Annotated in this window: 13 protein-coding genes; 7 read left to right on the forward strand and 6 right to left on the reverse strand. The window is 72.8% G+C overall.

What is annotated here, in order from left to right; translation table 11 throughout:
- Positions 1 to 9: 9 nt before the first annotated feature.
- Complete coding sequence (locus tag IE247_RS04275; protein ID WP_190121534.1) at positions 10 to 282, forward strand: hypothetical protein; 273 nt, start codon at positions 10 to 12, stop codon at positions 280 to 282.
- Between the two features lie 79 nt (positions 283 to 361).
- Here the strand turns inward: IE247_RS04275 and hutH are convergent, their stop codons facing one another.
- From hutH to IE247_RS04300, 5 genes are all read right to left on the reverse strand, one after another.
- Positions 362 to 1,912: a histidine ammonia-lyase gene (gene hutH, locus IE247_RS04280; RefSeq protein ID WP_190121535.1), complete on the reverse strand. Its 1,551-nt coding sequence runs from the start codon at positions 1,910 to 1,912 to the stop codon at positions 362 to 364.
- 77 nt (positions 1,913 to 1,989) lie between these two features.
- Positions 1,990 to 3,207 carry a GGDEF domain-containing protein gene (locus IE247_RS04285; RefSeq protein WP_190121536.1) on the reverse strand — a complete coding sequence of 406 codons (1,218 nt, stop codon included), beginning with the start codon at positions 3,205 to 3,207 and terminating at the stop codon, positions 1,990 to 1,992.
- Positions 3,208 to 3,283: 76 nt separating this feature from the next.
- Positions 3,284 to 4,129: an enoyl-CoA hydratase/isomerase family protein gene (locus IE247_RS04290; protein WP_190121537.1), complete on the reverse strand. Its 846-nt coding sequence runs from the start codon at positions 4,127 to 4,129 to the stop codon at positions 3,284 to 3,286.
- An 83-nt stretch (positions 4,130 to 4,212) separates the two neighbouring features.
- Positions 4,213 to 5,406, reverse strand: a complete 1,194-nt coding sequence (locus IE247_RS04295) for an adenylate/guanylate cyclase domain-containing protein (protein WP_373305504.1) — start codon at positions 5,404 to 5,406, stop codon at positions 4,213 to 4,215.
- A gap of 145 nt (positions 5,407 to 5,551) precedes the next feature.
- Positions 5,552 to 6,406 carry a biotin--[acetyl-CoA-carboxylase] ligase gene (locus tag IE247_RS04300; RefSeq protein WP_190121538.1) on the reverse strand — a complete coding sequence of 285 codons (855 nt, stop codon included), beginning with the start codon at positions 6,404 to 6,406 and terminating at the stop codon, positions 5,552 to 5,554.
- Between the two features lie 243 nt (positions 6,407 to 6,649).
- On the opposite strand from IE247_RS04300, the gene IE247_RS04305 reads away from it, so the two are divergent.
- From IE247_RS04305 to IE247_RS04325, 6 genes are all read left to right on the forward strand, one after another.
- The gene (locus IE247_RS04305; protein WP_190122067.1) at positions 6,650 to 8,233 is read left to right on the forward strand and encodes an acyl-CoA carboxylase subunit beta; all 1,584 of its coding nucleotides are present in this window, start codon (positions 6,650 to 6,652) and stop codon (positions 8,231 to 8,233) included.
- Positions 8,234 to 8,289: 56 nt separating this feature from the next.
- On the forward strand, positions 8,290 to 8,502 hold the full coding sequence (locus IE247_RS04310; RefSeq protein WP_190121539.1) for an acyl-CoA carboxylase epsilon subunit: 213 nt from the start codon (positions 8,290 to 8,292) through the stop codon (positions 8,500 to 8,502).
- Between the two features lie 153 nt (positions 8,503 to 8,655).
- Positions 8,656 to 8,784 carry a morphogenic membrane protein MmpB gene (gene mmpB / locus IE247_RS34720; RefSeq protein ID WP_268247174.1) on the forward strand — a complete coding sequence of 43 codons (129 nt, stop codon included), beginning with the start codon at positions 8,656 to 8,658 and terminating at the stop codon, positions 8,782 to 8,784.
- Positions 8,785 to 8,804: 20 nt separating this feature from the next.
- Entirely contained in the window at positions 8,805 to 9,410 is a 606-nt protein-coding gene (locus IE247_RS04315; protein WP_190121540.1) for a Maf family protein, read from the forward strand.
- Positions 9,411 to 9,811: 401 nt separating this feature from the next.
- Positions 9,812 to 11,566, forward strand: coding sequence for an acetyl/propionyl/methylcrotonyl-CoA carboxylase subunit alpha (locus IE247_RS04320; RefSeq protein WP_190121541.1), 1,755 nt, complete (start codon positions 9,812 to 9,814; stop codon positions 11,564 to 11,566).
- Positions 11,567 to 11,739: 173 nt separating this feature from the next.
- The gene (locus IE247_RS04325) at positions 11,740 to 12,333 is read left to right on the forward strand and encodes a TetR/AcrR family transcriptional regulator (protein WP_190121542.1); all 594 of its coding nucleotides are present in this window, start codon (positions 11,740 to 11,742) and stop codon (positions 12,331 to 12,333) included.
- A gap of 12 nt (positions 12,334 to 12,345) precedes the next feature.
- On the opposite strand, the gene IE247_RS04330 is transcribed toward IE247_RS04325, so the two are convergent.
- Positions 12,346 to 13,326: a DeoR/GlpR family DNA-binding transcription regulator gene (locus IE247_RS04330; protein ID WP_229868783.1), complete on the reverse strand. Its 981-nt coding sequence runs from the start codon at positions 13,324 to 13,326 to the stop codon at positions 12,346 to 12,348.
- Positions 13,327 to 13,366: the final 40 nt, after the last annotated feature.

Raw genomic sequence — 13,366 nt, forward strand, 5'->3', positions numbered from 1 at the left:
ATCGTGTCCGTGTCCGTCGCACGCCGACCGCTTCTGACCGCCATCGCCGCGGGAATCCTCCTCTGCGCGCTGTGGTTCGTACCCTCAGCGAACGCCTCGGCCGAGCCGGGTGTTGTGGAGAGACAGCAGACCAGCACGGAGACCGTGCCGCAAGATCTGAGGCTGGCCGATACCGGCAGCTTCGACACCACCCCGTATCTGCTCGGCGGCACCGCTTTCCTCGGTGTCGGCATCGGGTTCGTCACCTACGCGGTGCGCGGGCGAGGCGCTCTGCCGATGTGACGCTTCCGCGCAGCGCACAGACCGATGGGCCGGCCCCGGCGAAAGGGGACCGGCCCATCGGCCGTGTACGGGCGGGCGTTCAGCCCAGCGGGCCGGTGACCCGCTCCACCGCCTCGATCAGCCGTCCTTCGCGGACGAACACGGCGGCGGCCTCCAGGTCGGGGGCAAGGAAACGGTCGGGCCCGGGGCCCTGGACACCGGCCGCGCGCAGGGCGTCGACGGCGGCCCGGGAGGCGGGCGCGGGGGTCAGTCCCCGGCGCAGCTCGACGGCGCGGGTGGCGGCGTACAGCTCGACGGCGATGATCCGGCCGAGCGCGTCGACGGCGGTGCGCAGTTTGCGGGCGGCCGACCAGCCCATCGACACATGGTCCTCCTGCATCGCGGAGGAGGGGATGGAGTCGACGGAGGCCGGGACGGCGAGCCGCTTCATCTCGCTGACCAGGGCGGCCTGGGTGTACTGAGCGATCATCAGGCCCGAGTCGACGCCGGGGTCGTCGGCGAGGAAGGGCGGCAGCCCGTGGCTGCGGTTCTTGTCGAGGAGCCGGTCGGTGCGGCGCTCGGCGATGGAGCCGAGGTCGGCGGCGACGATCGCGAGGAAGTCGAGGGCGTACGCGATCGGCGCGCCGTGGAAGTTGCCGTTGGACTCCACCCGGCCCTCGGCGGGGAGTACGACGGGGTTGTCGACGGCGGCGGCCAGTTCGCGCTCCGCGACCAGCCGGGCGTGGGCGAGGGTGTCCCGGCCCGCCCCGGCGACCTGGGGCGCGCAGCGCACCGAGTAGGCGTCCTGGACGCGGGGGGCCTCGTCCTGCTGGAAGTGGCCGACGAGCCCGGAGCCCTTGAGCACCGCGGCCATGTTGGCGGCGGAGACGCTCTGGCCGGGGTGGGGGCGGATGGCGTGCAGTTCGGGGGCGAGGACCTTGTCGGTGCCGAGGAGGGCTTCGAGACTGAGCGCGGCGGTGATGTCGGCGCTGACGTAGAGCCGCTGGAGGTCGTCGAGGGCCATCAGCAGCATGCCGAGCATGCCGTCGGTGCCGTTGAGGAGGGCCAGGCCCTCCTTCTCTCGCAGTTCGACCGGTGCGATGCCGTGCTCGGCGAGCAGTTCGCCCGCGGGGCGCGTCCGCCCGTCGGGGCCTTCGGCGTCGCCCTCGCCCATGAGGGTCAGGGCGCAGTGGGAGAGGGGTGCGAGATCGCCCGAGCAGCCGAGGGAGCCGTACTCGTGGACGACGGGGGTGATCCCGGCGTTGAGCACGTCGGCCATGGTCTGGGCGACCTCGGGGCGTACGCCGGTGTGTCCGGAGCAGACGGTCTTGAGCCGGAGGAACATCAGCGCGCGGACGACTTCGCGTTCGACGCGCGGTCCCATGCCGGCCGCGTGGGAGCGCACGATATTGCGCTGGAGTCTGCCGCGCAGCTCCTGGCCGATGTGCCGGCTGGCGAGCGCCCCGAAGCCGGTGGAGACGCCGTAGACGGGCTCGGGCCTGGCGGCGAGCGCGTCCACGATGGAGCGGGCGGCGGCGAGGGCGGTGCGGGCGTCGTCGGAGAGTTCGACGCGGGCGTTCTCGCGGGCCACGGCGATGACATCGGCTGCGGTGGCGCCGGAGGTCCCCACCACGACTGTATGCATATCCATATTCAGCAGCGTACGGATTGAATTGCCGCATGTCATCAGGGGCGGTGGGGGCACCCGCCCGTGTCCCGGGCCGATCCTCAGGGCTCGCTCCAGGGCTCCGGCGGGTCCTCGTCGGGGGGTACGCCGCGGAAGGCGCGGCGCTCCTGCTGGGGGTGGCGGGGCGGGGTGTCGGCGAGGCGGAGAACGGTTCCGTCGCGGCCCGCGACGACGGGCCTCGGGGAGCGGGCGGCCTTGGCCCGGTACTGGGCGGCGTCCGCGAGGCGGAAGAGGCGGCGGGCGGTGCGGACCTGGCCGATCGGGTCGCCGGTGGAGGCGACTCCGCAGGCCACGCCCTCGCCGAGTTCCAATTCCGCCGCCCGCAGACAGAGTTCGGCGGCGACCTCGACCACCTCGTCCGCGCCGGGGCCGACGGAGAGCAGACAGAATTCGTCGCCGCCGAGCCGGGCGGCGAGCGCGCCGGGCAGCATCGCGCCGCAGAGCGAGAGGACCGAGCCGAACCGTTCCAGCAGCCGGTCGCCGACGGCGTGGCCATGGGTGTCGTTGACCTGTTTGAGGCCGTTGAGGTCGCAGACGACGAGGCTGACGACGGAGCCGTCGGCACGGTGGCGCTCCAGGGCCTCGTCCAGTCTCATGTCGACGGCGCGGCGGTTGGCGAGGCCGGTGAGGGGGTCGGTGAAGGCGAGTCTGCGGACCTCTTCGAGGCGCTCGGTCTGGGCGATGCCGGAGGCGACGACGGAGGCGAGGACGGTGGCGAAGTCGGCGTCCTCGCGGTCGAAGACGGGCGCGCCGAGGGGGCGGGCGACATACAGCTCCCCCCAGGCCCTGCCGTGCAGCACGATCGGGGCCACCACACAGCATCCGCGCCGCCGCCGCAGGAGTCCGGCGATCCGCCCGCCGGGCGGTGCGGAGGGGTGCCGGTACGCGGGCGGTCCCGCGACCGCCCCACCGGGGACCGGGTCCGGATCCGGCGGGGGCGGGACGGACTCGACCCAGGCGTCGGGTTCGCCGCCGCCCGCCCACTGCTCGTGGAGGAACTCCGTGATCTCGGGGAAGCGATTGACGGGGTAGGTCTCCGACTCGGGGAACTCCTCCTCGCCCGGAGCCCGTTCGCCCGCGTTCACCAGCACCTTCAGCCGTCCCAGCTCCCGTTCCCACACGGAGAGCGCGGCGAAGGACCCGGAGAGCGCGGAGCACGCCCCGAGCGCAGCGGCCCGCCAGAACTCGCGCGGGTTCTGCGCCGCCGCCATCGCCTGGGACAGTGCCACCACGGCCCGCAGCCGCCGATCCTCAGCCATCCCCCCACCTTAGGGAGGTTTGGGAGGTTTTGATCAGTCGGCGTGATTCCGGGCCGCTCTCGGGGCTCCCTCCGGGTCACTCTACGGGCCACCGGGGCTTCCGCTTCTCGTTGAAGGCGGCGACCCCTTCCACCCGGTCCCCGGAGAAGGCGACCACCCGCCAGGCGGCGTCCTCCACCTCAAGACCGGCCCGCAGATCGAGCCCCTGCCCCAGCCGGAGGGCCTTCTTGGCGGCGCGCAGCCCCACGGGCGAGTTCTCGGCGATCCGGGCGGCGAGGGCCAGCGCCTCGCCCCGGGCGTCGCCGCCGTCGGCGAGCAGGTCGACCAGTCCCAACTCCCGGGCCTCGGCCGCCGCCACCCGCCGCGCCGTGAAGACCAGCTCGGCCGCCCGCGCCGCGCCGACCCTGCGCGGCAGCAGCTGGGTGCCGCCGCCCGCGGGGATCACCCCGACGGAGACCTCGGGCAGTCCGACCACGGCGGTGTCGTCGGCGACGATCAGATCGCAGGACAGCGCCAGTTCGTAGCCGCCGCCGAGCGCGTAGCCGTGGACGGCGGCGACGGTCGGCATGGGCAGCTCCAGCACCCCTGTGTAGGCGGCGCGGGCGGTGGGCCGCTGGCGCACCAGCTCGGCGTCGGTGAGGGAGTTGCGCTCCTTGAGGTCGGCCCCGACACAGAAGGCGCGGTCGTTCGAGGAGGTGAGCACCGTGACCCGGACCCCCGGATCGGCCGCCAGCGCGGCACAGGCCCCGGCGAGCGAGCGGGCCAGCGCGGTGGAGACGGCGTTCATCGCGCCCGGCCGGTCGAGCACCAGCTCGGCGACGCGGCCGTCGAAGCGGACGAGCACATGCTCGCCGAACCGCCGCTCAGAACCGGGGGCGAACCGGCCCTCGGAGCCGTACGAGCGCTGTTCGGATTCGGACATGAGACACCCTCCCGGTTAACGACGGTTCACCGGATCATAGGCCCGCGCGATCAGGGGCCCAAGGGGTTCATGAGGGAGGTGCGTCAGTGCCTGCGCGACAGCAGCCAGGGCTCCACCACGCCGAGCCCCCGCACGGGCCGCTGCCACATGGGCTGGAGCGCGAAGCGGTACGAGGGGGCGGGCTCGCCCTCCTTCTCGGCCGCCGCGGCCTCCTCGGCGGCCTCCGCCTCGGAGGTGGGGGCTTCCCCGGTGCGGATCAGCTCCTCCGCGAAGGCCCCGTCCACCAGCACGGCGTCCTTGGGGGCTATCGAGGTGAGCCGGCTGGCCAGATTCACCGTGGTGCCGAAGACATCGCCCATGCGCGTGGTGACGGTGCCGAAGGCGATGCCCACCCGCAGCGCGGGCATGGTCTCGTCCTGGGTCATCGCGTCGATCAGCCGGAGCGCGATCTCGGAGGCGGTGGCCGCGTCGTCCGCCGCGTACAGCACCTCGTCGCCGAGGGTCTTGATCAGCCGCCCGCCGTGCGCGGCCACGAGGTCGGCGGAGGTGGTCTCGAAGGCCTCGACCAGCTCGCCCAGTTCCTCCTCCTCCAGCCGGCGTGTCAGCCGGGTGAAGCCGACCAGGTCGGCGAAGCCCACCGCGAGTCTGCGGTCGACCATCTCCTCGTCGTCGGCCGCCTGCACCACCCGGCCGGTGGCCGCCGCGAGCTGTCTGCGCCAGACGTAGCGCAGAAACTCCTCCAGCTCGGGCAGGAGCAGCTCGATCAGCGGGTACGTGACCTCCGTACGCGTCATCCCCGGCTCGGGCGGCTCGGTCAGCCCCTCCAGGAACGAGTCGATCTGCCACTCGGCCAGCCGGGCGGTGGTCTGGCCGGTGGAGCGGGCCACCTGGATCGCCATGGGCTCGCTCAGCAGCCCCGCCTCCACCAGACCGGCGAGCCGGCGCAGCGCGAGGACGTCGGCCTCGGTGAGCGCCTTGGCCTGGCCGATGTCGGCGAAGCCCATCGCCCGCCAGAAGCGGGAGGCCAGCTCCATGGAGACACCGGCGGTACGGGCGGCCTGAAAGGGGGTGTAGCGGCGGTCCGCGCCGAGGATCAGCGCCTCCAGCCGGATGGCGAGGGGGTCGTCGGTCGGCTCGGCGGTGTGGTCGACGGCGTGGTGCGGCGTCGGATGCACCGAACTCGGCTGCGCCGGGGCCGGGGGCGCCGACGGAGCCGGGGGCACCGACGGCCCGGCCGCCGGGCCGGACGCGCCGGAAGTGGTGTCGTCGCCGGTCACCAGCCGCCTCCTGCCCGTTCCGTGCGCACTGTCCTGCCGTTCTGGATCTATCTCTCGACCGCCTCAACGATACGACAGGTGTGCCCTGGCTCACGTCCCCGTGACGGTCCGGGTTCATCCGGCGGCCGGTGTCCCGGCGGGCGGCTCAGCCGGCGGGCCGCAGATGAACGATGTCCCCTGCACCGATCGACTGCCGTCCCCCGTCCGCCAGGGCCAGCACCAGCCGCCCGTCGCCGTCCAGCGCGACCGCCTCGCCGGTCACCGAGCGCCCGCCGGGCAGCTCCGCCCGCACCCGGCGGCCCAGCGTCGCGCAGCCCGCCGCGTAGGCGGGCTGGACCTGGGAGAGCACCGGGTCGCCCGCCGCCTCCCGCCACTGTCCGTACCACTGCTCCAGGGAGCGCAGCACCGCCCTCAGCAGCGGGTCGCGGTCGGTGGAGACCGCCCCGGCCAGGGCGATCGAGCCCGCCGCGGGCACCGGCAGCTCATCGGCGCGGAGGGTGACATTGATGCCGATGCCCACCACCACCGAGCCGTCGTCCGCCCGCTCGGCGAGGACGCCGCCCGCCTTGCGCTCCTCGCCGTCAACCTTCACCAGCAGGTCGTTGGGCCATTTGAGGGATGTGTCGACGCCCGCGGAGCGGCTGAGTCCGGTGGCGGCGGCGACCCCGGCGAGCAGCGGCAGCCAGCCCCAGCGCTCGACGGGCACCCCGGGGCCGGGCCGCAGCACCACGGAGAGGAAGATCCCCGAGCGGGGCGGGGCGGTCCAGCTCCGGTCGAGCCGGCCCCGGCCGGCGGTCTGCTCCTCGGCGACGAGGACCGCGCCCTCGGCGAGCGGGGTCCGGCGCACCAGGTCGGAGTTGGTGGACCCGGTCGCGGTCACGACGTCGAAGGAGGTCCACAGACCCCCGGGGCGGATCAGGGCGCGGCGGAGCATCGCGGTGTTCAGGGGCGGCCGGTCCAGGTCGGACCAGCGGCCGGGGGGCGCATTCTCTGGCGTCATGCAAGCCAGGTTAGGTGTGGCAAACGCCGCACTGCCGAACCGTATCCACGCCGATACGCTACGAGTCGGTAGCCCACCGGCCCAGCTCTCACCGGGCGGACGAGAAGCCCTGCTCCGGCGAGCCGTGCCGGCACCCGCCGTGCCACGCCATGCCATGCCGCCATGTCACGCCACGCCACCGAGCCGGCCGCGCAGCCGCTCAGCCGTCTCGGGCGGCCGACCAGCCAGGGGAGCCGCATCCCGATGTCCGAGCCGGAACAGACCGACCTCCACACCACCGCCGGAAAGATCGCGGAGCTGAGGCGGCGCACCCATGAGGCCACCCACGCCGGCTCCGCCCGCGCGGTGGAGAAGCAGCACGCCAAGGGCAAGCTGACGGCCCGTGAGCGGGTGGATCTGCTGCTGGACGAGGGCTCGTTCGTCGAGTTCGACGAGCTGGCCCGGCACCGCTCGACCGATTTCGGCCTGGAGCGGACCCGTCCGTACGGGGACGGCGTGGTCACCGGCTACGGCACGGTCGACGGGCGGCCGGTCGCCGTCTTCTCGCAGGACTTCACGGTCTTCGGCGGCGCGCTCGGCGAGGTCTACGGCCAGAAGATCATCAAGGTGATGGACTTCGCGCTGAAGACCGGCTGTCCGATGATCGGCATCAACGACTCCGGCGGCGCGCGCATCCAGGAGGGCGTGAGCGCGCTGGGCATGTACGGCGAGATCTTCCGCCGCAACACCCACGCCTCCGGGGTCATCCCGCAGATCTCGCTGGTCGTCGGCCCCTGCGCGGGCGGCGCGGTCTACTCCCCTGCGATCACCGACTTCACAGTGATGGTGGACCGGACCTCGCACATGTTCATCACCGGGCCCGACGTCATCAAGACCGTCACCGGCGAGGACGTCGGCTTTGAGGCGCTGGGCGGGGCCCGCACCCACAACACGACATCGGGTGTGGCGCACCATCTGGCGGCCGAGGAGAAGGACGCCGTCGAGTATGTGAAGTCCCTGCTCTCCTATCTGCCCTCCAACAACCTCTCCGAGCCGCCCGCCTTCCCCGAGGAGGCCGACCTCGGCCCCAGCGCCGAGGATCTGGAGCTGGACACCCTCATCCCGGACAGCGCGAACCAGCCGTACGACATCCACACGGTCGTCGAGCATGTGCTGGACGACGGCGAGTTCCTGGAGACCCAGTCGCTGTTCGCGCCGAACATCGTCACCGGCTTCGGGCGGGTGGAGGGTTTCCCGGTCGGCGTCGTGGCGAATCAGCCGATGCAGTTCGCGGGCTGTCTCGACATCAACGCCTCGGAGAAGGCCGCCCGGTTCGTTCGCACCTGCGACGCCTTCAATGTTCCGGTGCTCACCTTCGTGGACGTCCCCGGCTTCCTCCCGGGGGTGGACCAGGAGTACGGCGGGATCATCCGCCGGGGCGCGAAGCTGATCTACGCCTACGCGGAGGCGACGGTTCCGATGATCACGGTGATCACCCGGAAGGCGTTCGGCGGCGCGTACGACGTGATGGGCTCCAAGCATCTGGGCGCGGATCTCAATCTCGCCTGGCCGACCGCGCAGATCGCGGTCATGGGCGCGCAGGGCGCGGTGAACATCCTGCACCGCCGGGCGATCGCGGACGCCGAGGACCCCGAGGCGGCGCGGGCCGAGCTGATCCAGGCGTATGAGGACACCCTGCTCAATCCGTACACGGCGGCCGAGCGCGGCTACATCGACGCGGTGATCATGCCCTCGGACACCCGGGCGCAGATCGTGCGGGGGCTGCGGCAGCTACGGACGAAGCGGGAGAGCCTGCCGCCGAAGAAGCACGGCAACATCCCGCTGTGACCCCCGTGACCGCGACCCCTGTGACCCCTGTGACCCCTGTGACCCCGGGAGTGGAAATGATCAAGGTGGTACGGGGCAATCCCACCCCGGAGGAGCTGGCCGCCGCCCTGGCGGTGGTCCGGGCGCGCGCCGCGGCCCTCGCGGGGTCGGCGGCGGGCCCGGGCCCGGCGGTCCCGCCCGGGCGGTGGTCTGACCCGGCGCGGATCGCCCGCGCCCGCCGCCCGCTGCCGGGCCCGGGGGCCTGGGCGCGCACCTACTGGCCCGGCTGAGCCTGGCCGGTACGGCGCTTCCCGTCCGGAATCGAGCGGTGCGATCGCGGCCATCACGCGATCGCGCCGCCCGGGCGCGCGCCAGGAGCGGCTGTCCCATTTGAGTACCCGTACTCAGGCGCGACCCCGCCCCGGGCCCGCACCATGGAAGACATGCTGTGGTCCGACCCGGAGAACGAGCCGCCCAAGGAATTGCGGGAGACGCAGGCGATGATGCGCCGCGCCGGCCTGTTGCTGGCGCTCGCCATGGTGCTGGGGATGTTCGTGGTCGGCCTGCGGTGAGTGCCGCCTACGATGGCGGCATGACCGCCCGAACCCCCCGCCTGGTACTCGCCTCCGCCTCCCCCGCCCGTCTGCGCCTGCTGCGCGAGGCCGGATTCGCGCCCGAGGTGATCGTCAGCGGTGTCGACGAGGACGCCCTGAGCGCCCCGACACCGGCCGAGCTGGCCCTGGTCCTCGCCGAGGCGAAGGCCGCGGTGGTGGCCGCCCGCCCGGAGGCCGCGGGCTCCCTGGTCATCGGCTGCGACTCGGTCCTCGAACTGGACGGCGAGGCGCTCGGCAAGCCCGCCGACGCCGAGGAGGCCACCGCCCGCTGGAAGGCGATGCGCGGCCGGGCCGGGGTCCTCCAGACCGGTCACTGCGTCACCGACACCGCCACCGGCCGGATCGCCTCCGCGACCGCGTCCACGACGGTCCGCTTCGGCGAGCCCACCGACGCGGAGATCGCCGCCTATGTCGCGAGCGGCGAACCGCTGCATGTGGCGGGCGCGTTCACCCTGGACGGCCGCTCGGCCCCCTTCATCGACGGGATCGACGGCGACCACGGCAATGTCATCGGCCTGTCGCTGCCGCTGCTGCGCGCGCTCCTGGCCGAGCTGGGGTACTCGGTCACCGATCTGTGGGCCTGAGCCCGCCCCTCTTTCCCCCCTCACCGCGGGTACGCGACGGCTTACCGCGGGTACGCGACGAGGACGCGCGCGCTACTCACTGGTAAACCCGGCCACAGGGGTCACGGCACCGCTGTGCCCCGCCCGCGCCACGGCGGGCCACACCGCAAAGAATCATCCGCGCGTTCGTAGAGACCCCACAAAGAAACACGTCCGGCCGGGGGGCTCTCGAACAGAGACCTGCGCGGCGCAACACGGCTAGTCTGCGAGATAGAAGCCCGTCGTACGTGGTACGACAAGGGATTTCGCGACTTGCGCGAGCCTCGAATCACGCTCCGTGTGGGCAAGCTCACCAATGGGGACGGGTCGTAAGGCCGTGTCGGTAGTCCCTAAACTCAGCTTGTTCCAAGGAGGGAGCCATCGTGCGCAAGGTGCTCATCGCCAACCGTGGCGAAATCGCTGTCCGCGTTGCCCGTGCCTGCAGGGATGCCGGGATCGCGAGCGTAGCCGTCTACGCCGATCCCGACCGGGACGCGCTGCATGTCCGCGCGGCGGACGAGGCGTTCGCCCTGGGCGGTGACACTCCGGCCGCCAGCTATCTCGACATGGCCAAGGTCCTCCAGGCCGCCAAGGACTCCGGCGCGGACGCCATCCACCCCGGATACGGCTTCCTCTCCGAGAACGCGGAGTTCGCCCAGGCCGTCATCGACGCCGGGCTGACCTGGATCGGCCCGCCGCCGTCCGCGATCCGCGACCTCGGCGACAAGGTCGCCGCCCGTCATATCGCCCAGCGCGCGGGCGCTCCGCTGGTCGCGGGCACCCCCGACCCGGTCTCCGGGGCGGACGAGGTCGTCGCCTTCGCCAAGGAGCACGGGCTGCCGATCGCGATCAAGGCCGCCTTCGGCGGTGGCGGGCGCGGTCTCAAGGTCGCCCGCACCCTGGAGGAGGTCCCGGAGCTGTACGACTCCGCCGTCCGCGAGGCCGTCGCCGCCTTCGGCCGGGGCGAGTGCTTCGTCGAGCGCTATCTCGACAAGCCCCGCCATGTGGAGACGCAGTGCCTGGCCGACCAGCACGGCAATGTCGTGGTCGTCTCCACCCGTGACTGCTCGCTCCAGCGCCGCCATCAGAAGCTCGTGGAGGAGGCTCCCGCGCCGTTCCTCTCCGACGCGCAGAACGCCGAGCTGTACGCGGCCTCCAAGGCCATCCTCAAGGAGGCCGGTTACGCCGGCGCGGGCACCGTCGAGTTCCTCGTCGGCACCGACGGCACCATCTCCTTCCTTGAGGTCAACACCCGTCTCCAGGTGGAGCACCCGGTCACCGAAGAGGTCACCGGCATCGACCTGGTCCGCGAGATGTTCCGTATCGCCGACGGCGAGGAGCTGGGCTACGACGACCCGCCGGTGCGCGGACACTCCTTCGAGTTCCGTATCAACGGCGAGGACCCGGGCCGGGGCTTCCTGCCCGCCCCGGGCACGGTGACCCTGTTCAGCCCGCCCACCGGCCCCGGCGTCCGGCTCGACGCGGGCGTCGAGTCCGGCAGTGTGATCGGCCCGGCGTGGGACTCCCTGCTCGCCAAGCTGATCGTCACCGGCGCCACCCGTGAGCAGGCCCTTCAGCGCGCCGCCCGCGCGCTGGACGAGTTCACGGTCGAGGGCATGGCCACGGCCGTCCCCTTCCACCGCGCCGTCGTCGTCGACCCGGCGTTCACCGCCGACCCGTTCACGATCCACACCCGCTGGATCGAGACCGAGTTCGTCAACGAGATCCCCGCCTTCGCCACGCCGGCCGACGCCGACTCCGACGAGGAGCCGGGCCGTGAGACGGTCGTCGTCGAGGTGGGCGGCAAGCGCCTGGAGGTCTCGCTGCCCTCCTCGCTCGGTATGACGCTGGCCCGCACCGGGCTGGCGGCGGGTGCCAGGCCCAAGCGCCGGGCCGCGAAGAAGTCCGCCTCCGCCGCCTCCGGCGACACGCTCGCCTCCCCCATGCAGGGGACGATCGTGAAGATCGCCGTGGAGGAGGGCCAGGAGGTCCAGGAGGGCGATCTCATCGTCGTCCTGGAGGCCATGAAGATGGAGCAGCCCCTCAACGCGCACCGCGCGGGCACCGTCAAGGGCCTGAGCGCCGAGGTGGGTTCGTCCATCTCCTCCGGTGCGACCATCTGCGAGATCAAGGACTGAGCCCCGCGCTCACCCCCTCGTACGGACCGCGTACGCGAAGGGGCCCGAGGAACCGGTACGCCGGCTCCGCGGGCCCCTTCCGCCGTTCTCTGGGCTCATCGCGCCCGCGGTGGCATTCTGGTTCACCCTGGCCGGTGCCGGACGGCCGCAGGGGCATGGGGAGGATGGGGACGATGACGACCAGTGCGGCGGCGGGGACGACCCGCGCCATGCGGGCCGATGCCCGCCGTAATTACGAACGGCTGCTGGCCGAGGCCCGTACCGTCTTCGCCGAGGAGGGCACCGACGCCTCACTGGAGGAGATCGCCCGCCGCTCGGGCCTCGGCATCGGCACGCTCTACCGCCACTTCCCCAATCGCCAGGCGATGGTGAACGCGGTCTTCCGCGAGGCTGTGGACGCCCTGCTGGACCAGGCGCGTGAACTGGCCCGCTCACCGAGGCCGCATGAGGCCCTCCTGGAGTGGCTCGGCGCGCTCATCGCCCACGCGGGCGCGTACCGGGGGCTGCCGGGGGCGCTGATGACCGCCTCGCTGGACGGGAGTTCGGCGCTGTCGCCGTGCTCGGTTCCGCTGTACGAGGCCGGGGAACGGCTGCTGGAGCGCGCCAGGGCGGCGGGGGCGGTGCGCGAGGACGTCCCGGTCGGCGATCTGATGCGGCTCACCAGCGCGATCGCCTTCGCCGCCGAACAGACCCCGAACGATCCGGCCCTGGCCGGCCGACTGCTCACTCTCGCCCTGCGGGGGCTGGGCCCGGACCAGCCGCGCTGACCCGGGCTTCGCTCAGCGGCGGCGCAGATCGGCCATCCGTGTGCTGCGTTCCACCGCGCCCGCTCCGGCCCCGGCGCCCGGTTCGAGGCCGCCCGCGGGGTTGAGCCGCTGGGGGCCGGGCCCGGCTCCGCCGCGGGTGCGGCGCTGCCCCGGGAGGGGGACGTCGCGGCGGGCGGGCCGGCCGGGGGAGGTGTCGGTGTCGCCGGGCGGCGCGGGCGGCGACTGGGGGGAGCCGGCCGAGGGCGCTCCCGTACTCGCGACCGCGATCTGCACCCCCTGGTCCGCCAGGGCCTGAAGCTCGGTGATCGCCCGGTCGTCGTGGACGGGCGGCTCGTCCGTCACCAGCCGGGTGATGACATCGGTGGGCACGGTCTGGAACATCGTGTCGGCGCCGAGCTTGGTGTGGTCCGCGAGCACCACCACCTCCGCCGCCGCCTGCACCAGCGCCCGGTCGACGCTGGCGGAGAGCATGTTGGAGGTGGACAGCCCGCGCTCGGCGGTCAGCCCACTGCCGGAGAGGAAGGCCCGGGAGACCCTCAGCCCCTGGAGCGACTGCTCGGCCCCGCTGCCCACCAGCGCGTAGTTGGAGCCGCGCAGCGTCCCCCCGGTCATGACGACCTCGACCCGATTGGCGTGGGCCAGGGCCTGGGCGACGAGCAGCGAGTTGGTGACGACGGTCAGCCCCGGCACCCGGGCGAGCCTGCGGGCCAGCTCCTGAGTGGTGGTGCCCGCGCCGACGACGATCGCCTCGCCCTCTTCGACGAGGCTCGCGGCGAGATCGGCGATCGCCGTCTTCTCCGCGGTGGCGGACAGGGACTTCTGCGGAAAGCCGGACTCCCGGGTGAATCCGCCCGGCAGTACCGCACCGCCGTGCCGGCGGTCGAGGAGTCCTTCGGCCTCCAGCGCCCGCACGTCCCGCCGTACGGTCACTTCGGAGGTCTGGACGACGCGGGCGAGCTCACGGAGCGACACGGCCCCGTTGGCACGCACCATTTCAAGGATCAATTGGCGACGTTCTGCAGCGAACACGAAA

This window comes from Streptomyces inusitatus, assembly GCF_014651115.1.
Lineage (GTDB): Bacteria > Actinomycetota > Actinomycetes > Streptomycetales > Streptomycetaceae > Streptomyces > Streptomyces amakusaensis.

Bases quoted from the DNA above. Each gene is read 5' to 3' on its own strand.
- hutH (WP_190121535.1), bottom strand. From the start codon at position 1,912: ATGGATATGCATACAGTCGTGGTGGGGACCTCCGGCGCCACCGCAGCC.
- IE247_RS04285 (WP_190121536.1), bottom strand. From the start codon at position 3,207: ATGGCTGAGGATCGGCGGCTGCGGGCCGTGGTGGCACTGTCCCAGGCG.
- IE247_RS04290 (WP_190121537.1), bottom strand. From the start codon at position 4,129: ATGTCCGAATCCGAACAGCGCTCGTACGGCTCCGAGGGCCGGTTCGCC.
- IE247_RS04300 (WP_190121538.1), bottom strand. From the start codon at position 6,406: ATGACGCCAGAGAATGCGCCCCCCGGCCGCTGGTCCGACCTGGACCGG.
- IE247_RS04305 (WP_190122067.1), top strand. From the start codon at position 6,650: ATGTCCGAGCCGGAACAGACCGACCTCCACACCACCGCCGGAAAGATC.
- IE247_RS04310 (WP_190121539.1), top strand. From the start codon at position 8,290: ATGATCAAGGTGGTACGGGGCAATCCCACCCCGGAGGAGCTGGCCGCC.
- mmpB (WP_268247174.1), top strand. From the start codon at position 8,656: ATGCTGTGGTCCGACCCGGAGAACGAGCCGCCCAAGGAATTGCGGGAG.
- IE247_RS04315 (WP_190121540.1), top strand. From the start codon at position 8,805: ATGACCGCCCGAACCCCCCGCCTGGTACTCGCCTCCGCCTCCCCCGCC.
- IE247_RS04325 (WP_190121542.1), top strand. From the start codon at position 11,740: ATGACGACCAGTGCGGCGGCGGGGACGACCCGCGCCATGCGGGCCGAT.
- IE247_RS04330 (WP_229868783.1), bottom strand. From the start codon at position 13,326: ATGGTGCGTGCCAACGGGGCCGTGTCGCTCCGTGAGCTCGCCCGCGTC.